Consider the following 13,550-nt stretch of genomic DNA (forward strand, 5'->3'; position numbering starts at 1 on the left):
ATTTCATAAAAAGGTTTTCCTTATCAAGAGAGGTGGAGGGACTGGCCCTGCGATACCCGGCAACCGCTGTTTAACAGAATGGTGCTAAATCCTTTAGAGCAATGATTGCTCTTGAAGATAAGGTTGAGATTGTCACGCAAGCTCTTCCTTATCCAAAGGAAGAGCTTTTTTATATTTGAATGGAAAGAAGGAATGGACAACATGTCACAACAAACAACACCCGCAGAACAAAAATCACTTCAAAGAAAAAAACCGCCGTTTCGCGCGGATCAAGTCGGAAGCCTGTTGAGATCTGAGCCCGTCAAAAAAGCGCGGCTGCAAAAAGCGGCCGGCGAAATGACGGCTGAACAGCTTCGCCAAATTGAAAACGATGAAATCATCCGCATTGTGGAAAAACAGAAGGAAATCGGCCTGAACGTCGTGACAGACGGGGAATTCCGCAGAGCATGGTGGCACTTTGATTTCCTGGAAAACTTAGATGGCGTTGAGCCGTTTACTCCTGAGCACGGAATCCAATTCCATAACGTACAGACAAAAGCACGCGGCATTAAAGTCACAGGTGATATCGACTTTTCAACTCACCCAATGCTTGAAGATTATTCATTTCTCCATAGCATTGCCGGTGACGCGACGCCAAAGATGACGATTCCAAGCCCGAATATGCTGTTTTTCCGCGGAAAACTGGAAAAGGATGCGTATAAAAAAGATTATCACCTTTTCCAGCATGATGTATCCAAAGCATATAAAAAAGCGATTCAAGCATTTTATGACAGAGGCTGCCGCTACCTCCAGCTTGATGATACAGCGTGGGCCGTTTTCTTATCAGAAAAAGGCTTAAAACAAATCGAAGCGTTCGGAACAACGCCTGATGAGCTTCGCCAGCTGTTTGCGAAATCGATTAACGACGCGATTGCAGACCGCCCGGATGACTTGACGGTAACCATGCATATTTGCCGCGGCAACTTCCAGTCCACTTGGACAGCGGAAGGCGGCTATGACGCAGCCGCCGAAACCATTTTTGACGGCTTGAATCTTGACGGACTTTTCTTAGAGTATGATGATTCACGCTCAGGCGGATTTGAGCCTCTCCGTTACGTAAAACGGTCTGATCTTCAGCTTGTTCTTGGCTTAGTGACATCTAAATTCGGTGAGCTTGAAAATCCGGATGACGTGAAACGCCGAATCGAAGAAGCGTCCCGTTATGTAAGCTTAGACCAGCTTTGCCTCAGCCCTCAATGCGGATTTGCTTCAACTGAGGAAGGCAACAAGCTGACTGAAGAACAGCAATGGGCGAAGCTCCGCCATGTGGTTGAGATCGCTAATGATGTTTGGAAATAAGCAAAGAAAAAACACACTTGATTCCCTAGCGGAGCAAGTGTGTTTTTTTATGTCACTGTGCGGTGTAGCCCCCATCAAGGACGACAGCCTGCCCAGTGACGCCCTTCGCCTTCTCGCTTGCCAAAAACACGGCATAATCCGCAATTTCCTTGACGGAAAGCAGTCGCTTTTGCGGCACAAGCGGAAAAATGACTTGTTCAAGTACAGAGTCGTAAGGGACATTTCTAGTTTTCGATAGATCGCTAAGCTGATTGCGTACAAGCTGGGTATCGACATAACCCGGGCAGAGCGCATTGACTGTTATGCCGTGGGGCGCGCCTTCCAGCGCCCCGACTTTTGTGAGTCCAATGACGCCGTGCTTGGCGCTATTATAAGCGGATTTCCCTGCAAAGCCGACTAATCCATTAACAGACGCGATATTAATGATTCTGCCAAACTGCTGTTTTTTCATGATCGGAAAAACATGCTTCATTGCAATAAAGGGCGCCGTCAGCATGACCTTGATCAGCTGTTCAAAGGTGTCTGTCGGAAACTCTTCAATCGGAGCGACGTGCTGAATACCGGCATTGTTCACCAAAATATCCAAGCGGCCGTATCGTTTTTGGATGACGTTCACCGTATCAGCAACTTGCGCTTCCTTTGTCACATCATACGGAATGGCCGCCGCGTCCAAGCCTTCTTCTGCAAGCTTGGAGGCTGCTTGTTCACATGCTTCCGGACGGAGGTCTGAAACGATGACGCTAGCGCCTTCACGGGCGAATTCTCTTGCCATTTCGAATCCGATTCCGCCGGCAGCCCCCGTCACCAAGGCGACTTGTTTTCTCATGTCAAACACCTTCCCATTAAGAATTGAGTACAGACTGGCTTACAGCGAAATCAGCTTCTGTTTTTTCATAAACCTCTTCAATTGTGACACCATCCTGAAGCTCCGTCAGTGTCATGCGGCCGTTCACAAAATCAAATACAGCCAAATCCGTAATCAGCCTGTGCACGACTTTCTGGCCTGTCAACGGAAGGGAGCATGTTTTTTTCACCTTTGATTCACCATGCTTATTGACGTGCTCCATGATGACAACGATTCGTTTCGCCCCGTTGACGAGATCCATAGCGCCGCCCATCCCTTTTACCATTTTGCCCGGGATCATCCAATTGGCCAAATCCCCCTGCTCCGAAACCTCCATTCCGCCAAGAATAGCCAAATCGATATGCCCGCCTCTTATCATCGCGAATGACTCAGCGCTGTCAAAATAAGAGGCGCCCGTCACTTCAGTGATCGTTTCCTTTCCCGCATTGATCAAATCCGCGTCTTCCGTTCCTTCCAGAGGATAGGGACCGATTCCGAGCAAGCCGTTTTCCGACTGAAGCATGACGTGAACGCCATCGGGTATCTCATTTGCGACAAGCGTCGGCATTCCAATCCCGAGATTCACATTCATGCCGTCCTTGATTTCTTGTACAGCCCGTTTGACCATTCGTTTTCTCGCTTCCTTCACTTGGCCTCACCCTTTCCCGATGCTTGCTGAACTGTTCGTTTTTCAATCCGTTTTTCTTGGCTCGCGCCAAGCACAACATGCTGTACGTAAATTCCCGGCGTATGGATGTGATCTGGATCGAGCTCTCCTGCTTCCACGATTTCTTCCGCCTCGGCAATCGTGATCTTGCCTGCCATGGCGGCAATGGGATTGAAATTTCTCGCCGTTTTCCTAAAAACCAAATTGCCCATGGTGTCCGCTTTCCACGCTTTGACGATCGCCACATCGCCGGTAATGCCTCGCTCCAGCACATAAGTCCGGCCGCCGAATGTTTTATGTTCTTTTCCCTTGGCTATGGAGGTGCCGACGCCTGTCGCCGTATAAAATCCCGGTATGCCTGCACCGCCTGCACGAATTCTCTCAGCGAGCGTTCCTTGGGGAACAAGCTCGACCTCAAGCTCTCCGCTTAAAAACTGCCGCTCAAAAATTTTATTTTCACCGACATAGGAAGCGATCATTTTCTTGATTTGCTTGTTAGCCAGAAGCAAACCCAGCCCCCAGTCATCGACTCCGCAGTTATTGCTGACAACGGTTAAATCCTTTACTCCCTGATCTCTTATAGACAAAATGAGCTGTTCAGGGATGCCGCACAGCCCAAACCCTCCCGCGATCAGCGTATCCCCATCATGAATCAATTTCGCAGCTTCCTTGCTTGATGACAGCACTTTTCCCATATTGATGCTCCTTTCGTTTTCTTCTACACTAGACCAGTCAGGCTGTAAATCGCGATTACAGCAAATACGGCAGCCGTTTTAATGAGCGTGATCGCAAAAATATCGCGATAGGATTGCCGGTGGGTCAAACCCGTCACGGCCAGAAGCGTGATAACGGCGCCATTATGCGGCAGTGTATCCATCCCGCCTGATGCCATTGAAATGACCCGATGCATCACCTCTGGCGGAATATTGTAAGCCTGAATCGCCTGTAAGTATTGTTCTGACATCGCGCTTAATGCAATGCCCATTCCTCCTGAAGCCGAGCCGGTGATTCCCGCCAGCGCAGTTGTCGTAACGGCGCCATTTACAAGCGGATCGGTAAAAGTATGTGAAATTCCGCTGCTCAGCTTATGAAACCCCGGCAGCGCGGCGATAATGCCGCCGAACCCGTACTCGGCACCCGTATTCATAGATGCCAGCAAGGCGCCGCCAATCCCTTCATTCAGCCCTTCCTTCAATTGGGCAAACACACTTCTCCAATCAAATAAAATTGTTGTGATGATGCCAATCACTAAAGCAATCTCCACCGACCAAATAGCAGCCGCTGAAGAAATATCAAGCCTGCCGAACTCCTTTAATCCTATGGAAGAAAAATCAAATCCATTCGGATACCACTTTGGCAAGTAAATGGTGAAATATTTATTCACTGCACCGACGAGAATAAGCGGGACAAAGGCAAGCGCGTGCCGAATCGGGCTTTTGTCCGGTTCAGCCGCGGACTCAATCGATTCAGGAGCAGCATTCTGCGTATCAAAACCGCCATAGCCTTCGCCAGATGCCTGCGCTTTTTTCCGCCTTGATTCCAAATAGAGCATCCCAGCTGCCAGCACAATCACTGCGCCCATCAAGCCCAGCCAAGGGGCGGCATAAATGTCTGTTTTGAAAAACGACGTCGGGATGACATTTTGGATTTGCGGCGTTCCCGGAAGCGCGTCCATCGTAAACGTAAAAGCCCCTAAAGCAATCGTTCCCGGGATGAGGCGTTTGGGTATGTTTGCTTCTTGGAACATGTTTTTCGCAAAAGGATATACGGCAAATACGACAACAAACAGGCTGACACCGCTGTACGTCAAGACAGCACCCATCAGCACAATGGCAAGTATCGCTCTTTTTGCCCCGACAAGCCGGACAATTGTTTTCGCGATTGATGCCGCAAGCCCGGCCATTTCAACGACCTTTCCAAAAATGGCACCGAGCAAAAACACTGGGAAATACAGCTTAATAAAACCCGCCATCTTCTCCATAAAAATTGATGAAAAAAAAGGAAGCACATGGCTTGGATCTGTCAGCAGCACCGCGAATAACGCGCAAATCGGCGCAAACAATATGACAGAAAATCCCCGATACGCCGTAAACATCAGCAAACCTAACGCCAATAGAATGATGATCAGTTCCACACACACATCCCCCGTTTCCGCGAACTAGAAAGCGTTTACAAAAACCTGTCCGCATCGGCTGTTTCCGTCCCCTTTCCATATGTACGAGAAGCGTGGGCCAACTATTCCGATTAAAAAAGGAAAGCTCCTTTTTTCGGAGCTTTCCTCTGCCATTCATTTCATTCCTACTAGGATATCAACATCAACCGTAATATCGGCTGATTTCATCTCTTTCAGCAGGCTGACTCGATCTTTCAGCGCCGACCAGGCAAGCGGCGTCATCTTGAGAAGCCAGTGGATCGCCTGCTGGTCAAGCGTTTTAACATAGCGCAGCCTGACAGGACGGCTGTGTGCTGCATTTGCTGTAAAACGCTCAACAGCTGCCGCATTGGAATACGTGCGCCTTGGTGAATCAGTATATAAAAATTGCCTTAATTCTATTAAATAGTCGCTTCGCGGCACTACTTTTACGAGCATGCCATCATTCTTCAGCAGTCTATGAAACTCTGCATAATTGGACGGGGAAAAAATAGACAGCACAACATCAAATTGGCGATCATGAAAAGGAGCACGCGCCACATCGGCAACCGCCCACATCTGATCTTTGAATGCCTTAGAAGCTTTTAAGATCCCATCCTTCGAAAGATCGATGCCGGTTCCTACCGCTGCTTTCCCTGCATAATCAAACCCGCAAAGCGCATTCAAATGAGAACCCTCACCGCAACCGCTGTCCAGGATGGTGAATGCCTCATGACCAGATGTGGGATGACTGATGAGTTCTGCAATCGCATCATGGAGCGGGTCAAAAAAACCACATTCTCCAATCAGCCTGCTCCTCGCTTCAAAAAGCTCGGCACTGTAACTGGTTTTGACCGGCTTCGTCAGAAAGTTCACGTAGCCGTGCCGAGATAGATCAAATGTATGTCCTCGTTCTGTACAAATCAAGCTTTTCCCTGATGCCGCATCCATAGAAGAATCGCAGAGCGGGCATCGAAACATGCTGAAATCAACTGTTCGCTTAATGATAAAAAACACCCCATTCATTCATTTTTAGATAAATGAAAAAGGCATAGACAAATAAACCTAGGCCTATCTCAAAAATTGGCCAGGTCTGGCAGTTTGTCTACACCTGTCATTATCTATAACGAATGAATTGGATAATCATGAAAAAACTCCCTTTCTGCTGTATGGGTTTCCCCGTTTCCATCATACAACAAATCTCCAGGAGCTGGGACCTTATAGTGAAGAAAAATCAGTACTGACATGCTGGTATCCCGCCAACATCATATCAGCATAGCAATCCAGCATGTTTTTCCTTTATTTTCTCATTTTAGAATATAAATTTTATTATTGTGAAAATAGTTAAAAAGGTTGATTTTCAAAAAGTGAAAGGATAAAATACTGCTATCATCTTAGAAAAAGACATTCTTGTATATGATCAGTAATATGGTCTGATTGTTTCTACCTAGTAACCGTAAAAAACTAGACTACAAGAAAGTTTGAATAAATTTGAACGAGTTGAAAAGGACAAGTTCTTTTCTGTTTGCTCTTATTTTTCACACTTTCTGCACTTCCAGAATTTGTGAAGGATAAGAGCTTTTTTTGTTTCCATAATAACCCTCATAGGAGTTGCTATCATGTACTTTTTACTAAACCTTGTCGGTCTCATTGTGATTATGGCAGTTGTATTCCTATGTTCTCCGCAGAAAAAGAAAATCAAGTGGCGCCCGATCATTACGTTAATTGTTCTGGAATTGCTGATTACTTGGTTTATGCTGGGAACAAAAGTCGGAAGCTGGGCCATCGGTAAAATCGGTGATTTCTTCACTTGGCTGATTGCTTGCGCCAGTGACGGTATCGCGTTTGCCTTTCCGTCAGTGATGGCGAATGAAACAGTAGACTTTTTCTTTAGTGCGCTTCTTCCAATTATCTTTATCGTCACATTCTTTGATATTTTAACGTATTTCGGCATTTTGCCTTGGCTGATTGATAAAATCGGATGGGTGATTTCAAAGGCTTCCCGCTTGCCGAAATTAGAAAGCTTTTTCTCTATCCAAATGATGTTCCTGGGAAATACCGAAGCACTTGCGGTTATCCGCCAGCAGCTAACGGTTTTAAGCAACAACCGCCTGCTCACATTCGGCTTAATGAGCATGAGCAGCATCAGCGGCTCCATTATCGGATCTTATCTGTCAATGGTGCCCGCGACATACGTGTTTACAGCCATTCCTTTGAACTGCTTAAACGCGCTGATTATCGCAAACCTGCTGAATCCTGTTCACGTGCCGGAGGATGAAGATATCATCTATACACCGCCTAAAGAAGAGAAGAAAGACTTTTTCTCTACGATTTCTAACAGTATGCTTGTCGGCATGAACATGGTGATCGTTATTTTGGCAATGGTGATCGGATATGTCGCATTAACGTCAGCAGTTAATGGCATTCTTGGCGTTTTCGTACACGGCCTGACCATTCAAACGATTTTTGCTTATCTGTTCAGTCCGTTCGCATTCCTGCTTGGATTGCCAGTGCACGATGCGATGTATGTTGCTCAGCTGATGGGCATGAAATTGGCAACGAACGAGTTTGTTGCGATGCTTGACTTGAAAAACAATCTCAAATCCCTTCCGCCTCACACCGTTGCGGTGGCGACGACATTCCTGACGTCCTTTGCAAACTTCAGTACGGTCGGCATGATTTACGGCACGTACAATTCGATCCTTGACGGAGAAAAGTCAACGGTCATCGGGAGAAACGTGTGGAAACTGCTCGTCAGCGGAATTGCGGTATCTTTATTAAGTGCTGCGATTGTCGGCCTGTTTGTGTGGTAGAAACATTGAGCCATATCCCTTTTCGGATATGGCTCTTTTGATTATTGATAAATAGAGGCTGGAACCTGCACATCCCGGATTCCCGCTGCATAAGGCCCCAAGTCATACTGGCCAAAGACGATGGCGATCCCGTTTGCCGTAAAGTAAAACATTGTGTCTTTGTTTAGGGTTATATCCTCTTTCTTAACATCAGGGAAAAACAGTTCATCGTGTTTTTTGATATAGCTATATAGATAATCTCTCGTTTTGCTGACTTTTGTTTTGGTGTTCAGAATCTGATCCAGCGTCACCCGCTTTTGTGCTTTCAAGTCATAGTTGAAGGACTGGACAGACGTTAAACCGTGGGCGCCCCCTGAATAGATATAATTGAGTGTTTGAATGCTGAGCTTGCCTGCCGCATTGTATTTGACGCTGAAGGATGTTTGATATTCCGTTTTAAAGCCCTGCTGTTCGCCTGCTTTTTTGTTTTTCAGGTATTCCTGATACGATTGTTCAATGTAGGCTTTCAGCTCTTGATTGATTTTCTTTTCAAACGCGGCATTCCCGACGTGATGCACTTGTGGATACTTTAACTCCTTGATCTTTTTGTACGTATGGGTGCTGACAGTCGGTGTTTTCGCGACTGCTTTTAAAGATGGAGCCGCATATGCAACTACGGAAAAAAGCAAGACTGCAATCCCCGCGGCTTTCAGCATGTTAATCCATTTCATACGATCTCCTCCTTTGATGTCGTTCTTTAACATTCCCTTATTTAAGCAATACACACTTTTATAGACTGATTAAATCGAAAGAAGTTTCTAGGTCTAACAGCATGATTTTCCCAATAAAAAAAGAGACACAGGATGTCTCTTTTTTTACTGTTTGCGCCCAGAAATCGCTTCATGAACGGCCTGTGCCAAATCTGTATTTCCGAACATCTCTAATACCGCAATGACAGTCTGGTCCGGAATGTGCTCTGCTTCGTGTTTTGGCACGACCAGATCGTCCATGGTTTTTTTCAAGCTTTCATTCAGCTTTTGCTGCGGATACGCTTTGGCGTACATCTCCACCGGATCAAGATCATGGTTTACACACCATTGGGCAAACACCAAAATCATCATATTTTCATCGCGTTCGTAAGCTTCAGCGAGCTGTTTTTCGTTCATTTGTCATGCTCCTTATGAAAAGTATCTTCCTTAAAGATACAGGAGCCGATCAAATTCGTCTATCCCAATGGCGATGAGCAGCAATCGCATCGATAAATGCCTTGCTGAAAGCGGTGTAGTCAGGTTCTTCTTCAGCCGTTACGATGCCTGGTCCCTCTGTTGTCCCGACAGAGGATTGAAGAAGGTCAATTCCTTCATTTGCCGCACCGATTGCCTTGTAGTGATTGTAAGCTTCTCTGATAAACGCCATCGCTTGTTTGTTGTCTTTTAACTCCAGTCCTCCTGCGGCATAGACGGCATCATACAGAACAGAATCAACCGTCAAGAACGTGCCGCTGGCCTCAAGCTGCTGTCCGCTGCCGCTTGTCATATACCCCAGATTTTGACTGATGATATCCACTGTGATTCCTTCTTGCTTTAAGGCTTCCAGCACTGTTTGCAGTTCTTTTTCATAAAATCCGTTTCCGGCGAGTACAGCGACTTTTCTGGTTGACGCGGTTTTCACTGTACGGGCTTGGCTTAACGCAGGCGAAGTAAGGATTTCTTTAGATGCTTTACGCTTCGCGGCGCCGCCACGCCTACTCCTTTGGCGATTTCTTCCGCTAAAACTGCATCGACATTGCTGAAGACATCAACGACCTGCCGCTGTACGTCCTTGCTTTTGACCTTCCCGACCTCGAAGCAGAAAGCAGAAATGATGTGCTGTTTCTCCACAGGAGACATGCTGTTCCAGAAAAGCTTCGCCTGTGAGTAATAATCGTTGAAGCTGTCGCTTCGCTGCCGGATTTTTTTGCCCTCGACTTTTTCCTGATAGTGGACGTAGCCGCCTTCTTCAGCTGTCGCAGGCGACGGATCATTGTTTTGCAGTGAGTTTTTATGATAAGCGACAGGTCCCTTATTGATCGTCATCCGGTGATAGCCGTCGTATTGATTGTTATGGAATGGACATACCGGCCGGTTAATCGGAATCTCATGGAAGTTCGGGCCGCCAAGACGGATGAGCTGTGTGTCTGTATAAGAGAAAAGCCGTCCCTGCAGGAGCGGGTCATTTGTAAAATCGATTCCCGGCACGACATTTCCCGGGTGGAATGCGACCTGTTCTGTTTCCGCAAACACATTATCCTGGTTGCGGTTCAGTGTCATTTTCCCAATGATTTTCACCGGCACAAGCTCTTCCGGCCACAGCTTAGTCGGGTCAAGAATATCAAAATCAAACTTGAATTCATCTTCCTCATCAATCATCTGCACGCCGAGCTCGTATTCAACCTTGCCGCCGTTTTCAATTGTTTCCCACAGGTCACGGCGATGGAAATCCGGATCTTTCCCGGCAATTTTCTGCGCTTCATCCCATACGAGAGAATGCACACCGAGCACCGGCTTCCAGTGAAATTTCACGAAACGTGCCTTTCCTTGTTCATTGACAAAACGGAACGTGTGAACGCCGAAGCCTTCCATCATTCTGTAGCTGCGCGGGATGCCTCTGTCCGACATCGTCCACATTACCATGTGAGCCGACTCAGGGTTATTGGCGACAAAATCCCAAAACGTATCGTGAGCGGTCGCGGCCTGAGGCATTTCATTGTGTGGCTCAGGCTTAAACGCGTGAACCAAATCCGGGAATTTGATCGCATCCTGAATGAAAAACACCGGAATGTTATTTCCCACAAGGTCATAGTTTCCTTCTTCAGTATAAAATTTAGTCGCAAAGCCTCTGGCATCCCGCACCGTGTCTGCGGAGCCTTTAGAACCCGCAACCGTAGAGAAACGGACAAATACCGGTGTCTTCACCGAAGGGTCCTGAAGAAATTTGGCCCGTGTGTACTCGGTCATCGGCTCGTAAACCTGAAAAAAACCATGCACGCCAAATCCGCGCGCATGCACAACGCGCTCCGGAATCCTCTCATGGTCAAAGTGCGTCATTTTCTCCCGGAAGTGAAAATCCTCCATCAGCGTCGGGCCGCGAACCCCGGCTTTTAACGAATGCTCATCCTCTGACACCCGCAAGCCTTGGTTTGTCGTCATTTTCTTCCCGCTGTTATCGGCCCTGTACTGCTCAAGCTGCTCGTCCTTTGAGTGTTCATTTACACGTTTGTTTTGGTCATCACTCATGTCTCTTCCCCCTTTTTAAAACGAAACATTCTACAGCACATTTACCCGTGGCGTTCTTCATATAAACTGCTAATCCGCTCATTAGGATTTTTGGTCTACATATAAATATGCGGTCATACACATTTGAAATAAGCCTTCTTCACAGAAAGAAGAGATGGAAGCGCTTACCAAAAAAGCTGTTGAATAGGGGAGGTCATATCATGCTTGCCATACTCGGTTTTGTGATGATGATTGTCTTTATGTACCTTATTATGTCTAACCGGCTTTCCGCTCTTATTGCTTTGATTGTCGTTCCTATTGTGTTCGCCCTGATCAGCGGATTTGGCAAAGATCTCGGCGAGATGATGATTCAGGGCGTTACAGACCTCGCCCCTACCGGTATCATGCTGTTATTCGCCATCCTGTATTTCGGCATTATGATTGACTCAGGTCTGTTTGATCCTCTCATTGCCAAAATCTTATCGTTTGTCAAAGGAGATCCGTTAAAAATCGCCGTAGGCACAGCGGTTCTGACCATGACCATTTCGCTGGACGGAGATGGGACAACAACCTATATGATTACCATTGCAGCGATGCTGCCTCTCTACAAACGGCTCGGCATGAACCGTTTGGTGTTAGCGGGAATAGCGATGCTCGGTTCGGGGGTTATGAATATTATCCCGTGGGGCGGGCCGACTGCGAGGGTTTTGGCTTCCTTAAAATTGGACACGTCAGAGGTCTTCACGCCCCTGATTCCCGCTATGATCGCCGGCATTCTCTGGGTGATCGCCGTTGCTTATATCCTCGGAAAGAAAGAGCGGAAGCGGCTCGGCGTCATTTCGATTGATCACGCACCGTCTTCCGATCCGGAGGCCGCACCGCTCAAGCGCCCCGCTCTTCAATGGTTTAACCTGCTGCTGACTGTCGCTCTGATGGCCGCACTGATCACCAGCCTGCTGCCGCTCCCTGTTCTTTTTATGACTGCGTTCGCCGTCGCCTTGATGGTCAACTATCCAAATGTCAAAGAGCAGCAGAAACGAATCTCGGCGCATGCGGGTAATGCGTTAAACGTTGTCTCAATGGTGTTTGCTGCGGGCATATTCACAGGCATTCTCTCCGGCACAAAAATGGTGGATGCCATGGCGCATTCTCTCGTTTCACTTATCCCTGACGCCATGGGTCCACACCTGCCGTTGATCACTGCGATCGTCAGCATGCCATTCACCTTTTTCATGTCGAATGACGCCTTTTACTTCGGTGTCCTTCCCATCATCGCCGAAGCCGCTTCCGCTTACGGAATAGACGCCGCTGAAATCGGAAGGGCCTCCTTGCTGGGGCAGCCTGTTCATCTGCTCAGCCCGCTTGTGCCTTCCACCTATCTATTGGTAGGAATGGCAGGCGTCAGCTTTGGCGACCATCAAAAATTCACTATTAAATGGGCCGTGGGAACAACGATTGTGATGACGATTGCCGCACTTTTGATTGGGATTATTTCTTTCTAAATGTATGAGCTTGATCGTAGCATTGAGTGAGTACGTGATTTACAGAGGGGAGAAGATCAAATAGGATATTATGAGTAAATAGAAGATTCATGCCAACAACTCCTCATTACAATCATAAGAGCCTGCTATATTGCAGCAGGCTCTTTCACATTTGGCATTATTTTTTTGTATAGCGCACCCAATCATAATGAGCGTATAGCGGATTTACACCATTGTAGGAGCCAAGCCATTCATCGACACCCGTGCCATTCCACAAGTTCATCATGATCTTTCCAGGTGTTGTCGGAATTTGGTTTGTTGCAGTATGTTTTAATTGCCCATCGACATACCATTTAATAGAGTTTGGCTGCCAATCGAATGCATACGTATGATAGGCATTGGCTGCATCAAACCCGAGATCAACAATCTTCTCATGGTTTCCTGCACCATTTGTATAATAGTTAAATTGAACCTTTGTTGTGTCTTTTCCTAAAAATTCGATATCAATCTCATCCCAAGGAGTTCCATCTGTTGGACCTGTGTAAGTGAAGAACGATGAAACGATCCCTGTGTTTTTAGCTGGTTTCATTCTGACTTCATAAAGTCCATAGCCATATGTTTGAACAGAACGGTTTTCCCCGCAGTCAAACTTGTTATAAGCTGGGCTTGTTAGCGCTAAACGCATTTCACCCAATGACGTCATTGATACGTTATTAGCCCGCCACGTGCAGTTGAACATATTTCCATTCGAATAACCATCTGCTTTTTGCCAAAAACCGGAGTTATAGCCGTTAAAAGGGTCAAAAAACGATCCACCTGTTTGAGCCGAGGCAGTAGAAGTGACTGCAAACAAACTCATAAACAATCCAGTGACAAGAAGCAGCAACACTCGTTTCAGATAAGGCATATTGGCATTCCCCTTTCGTTGAAAGCGTTTTCTATGTTGATCTTACATGATTCTTTTAAAAGGGAACATCGGCCAAAATAATGATAATACCGAACCTTACTTACTTGAATCCTGTAACTATCATCACCCTCCCCCT

The 13,550-nt window shown here is 46.8% G+C and carries 11 protein-coding genes, 1 pseudogene and 2 riboswitches; of the genes and pseudogenes, 3 read left to right on the forward strand and 9 right to left on the reverse strand.

Features of this window, described 5'->3' with window-relative positions; genetic code table 11:
• Positions 1-17: 17 nt before the first annotated feature.
• A riboswitch (SAM riboswitch) is annotated at positions 18-124 on the forward strand.
• A 77-nt stretch (positions 125-201) separates the two neighbouring features.
• Positions 202-1,338, forward strand: coding sequence for a 5-methyltetrahydropteroyltriglutamate--homocysteine S-methyltransferase (locus AC0OMA_RS19910; RefSeq protein ID WP_014478413.1), 1,137 nt, complete (start codon positions 202-204; stop codon positions 1,336-1,338).
• A 52-nt stretch (positions 1,339-1,390) separates the two neighbouring features.
• On the opposite strand, the gene AC0OMA_RS19915 is transcribed toward AC0OMA_RS19910, so the two are convergent.
• The 5 genes from AC0OMA_RS19915 to AC0OMA_RS19935 all read right to left on the reverse strand — a co-directional run bounded on the left by AC0OMA_RS19915 (position 1,391) and on the right by AC0OMA_RS19935 (position 5,985).
• Positions 1,391-2,164 carry a 3-hydroxybutyrate dehydrogenase gene (locus AC0OMA_RS19915; RefSeq protein ID WP_181220312.1) on the reverse strand — a complete coding sequence of 258 codons (774 nt, stop codon included), beginning with the start codon at positions 2,162-2,164 and terminating at the stop codon, positions 1,391-1,393.
• Between the two features lie 16 nt (positions 2,165-2,180).
• Positions 2,181-2,831, reverse strand: a complete 651-nt coding sequence (locus AC0OMA_RS19920) for a CoA transferase subunit B (RefSeq protein ID WP_003243049.1) — start codon at positions 2,829-2,831, stop codon at positions 2,181-2,183.
• A complete protein-coding gene (locus tag AC0OMA_RS19925) occupies positions 2,828-3,544 on the reverse strand; it encodes a CoA transferase subunit A (protein ID WP_181220313.1) in 717 nt (238 codons plus the stop codon). The genes AC0OMA_RS19920 and AC0OMA_RS19925 overlap by 4 nt, the downstream gene beginning before the upstream one ends.
• 23 nt (positions 3,545-3,567) lie before the next feature.
• Complete coding sequence (locus AC0OMA_RS19930; RefSeq protein WP_015385055.1) at positions 3,568-4,983, reverse strand: GntP family permease; 1,416 nt, start codon at positions 4,981-4,983, stop codon at positions 3,568-3,570.
• Between the two features lie 153 nt (positions 4,984-5,136).
• Positions 5,137-5,985, reverse strand: a complete 849-nt coding sequence (locus AC0OMA_RS19935) for a methyltransferase domain-containing protein (protein WP_327845005.1) — start codon at positions 5,983-5,985, stop codon at positions 5,137-5,139.
• Positions 5,986-6,370: 385 nt separating this feature from the next.
• Positions 6,371-6,472, forward strand: a riboswitch (purine riboswitch).
• A gap of 127 nt (positions 6,473-6,599) precedes the next feature.
• On the opposite strand from AC0OMA_RS19935, the gene AC0OMA_RS19940 reads away from it, so the two are divergent.
• Positions 6,600-7,793 (forward strand): NupC/NupG family nucleoside CNT transporter, encoded by a 1,194-nt coding sequence (locus AC0OMA_RS19940; RefSeq protein ID WP_003227216.1) that lies wholly within the window; start codon positions 6,600-6,602, stop codon positions 7,791-7,793.
• Positions 7,794-7,834: 41 nt separating this feature from the next.
• Here AC0OMA_RS19940 and AC0OMA_RS19945 read toward each other — a convergent pair whose 3' ends face one another.
• The 3 genes and pseudogenes from AC0OMA_RS19945 to AC0OMA_RS19955 all read right to left on the reverse strand — a co-directional run bounded on the left by AC0OMA_RS19945 (position 7,835) and on the right by AC0OMA_RS19955 (position 11,047).
• Positions 7,835-8,503: a DUF3298 and DUF4163 domain-containing protein gene (locus AC0OMA_RS19945; RefSeq protein ID WP_474222367.1), complete on the reverse strand. Its 669-nt coding sequence runs from the start codon at positions 8,501-8,503 to the stop codon at positions 7,835-7,837.
• Between the two features lie 144 nt (positions 8,504-8,647).
• On the reverse strand, positions 8,648-8,938 hold the full coding sequence (locus AC0OMA_RS19950; RefSeq protein ID WP_015385058.1) for a hypothetical protein: 291 nt from the start codon (positions 8,936-8,938) through the stop codon (positions 8,648-8,650).
• A 49-nt stretch (positions 8,939-8,987) separates the two neighbouring features.
• A pseudogene (locus AC0OMA_RS19955) lies at positions 8,988-11,047 on the reverse strand (catalase).
• A 200-nt stretch (positions 11,048-11,247) separates the two neighbouring features.
• Between AC0OMA_RS19955 and citH the strand changes: the two are divergent.
• Positions 11,248-12,528 (forward strand): citrate transporter CitH, encoded by a 1,281-nt coding sequence (gene citH / locus AC0OMA_RS19960; RefSeq protein WP_003227205.1) that lies wholly within the window; start codon positions 11,248-11,250, stop codon positions 12,526-12,528.
• A gap of 157 nt (positions 12,529-12,685) precedes the next feature.
• Here citH and bglS read toward each other — a convergent pair whose 3' ends face one another.
• Positions 12,686-13,414 carry a beta-glucanase gene (gene bglS / locus AC0OMA_RS19965; protein ID WP_024571825.1) on the reverse strand — a complete coding sequence of 243 codons (729 nt, stop codon included), beginning with the start codon at positions 13,412-13,414 and terminating at the stop codon, positions 12,686-12,688.
• Between the last annotated feature and the right edge of the window lie 136 nt (positions 13,415-13,550).

It is taken from the genome of Bacillus sp. AMCV2 (assembly GCF_056033925.1).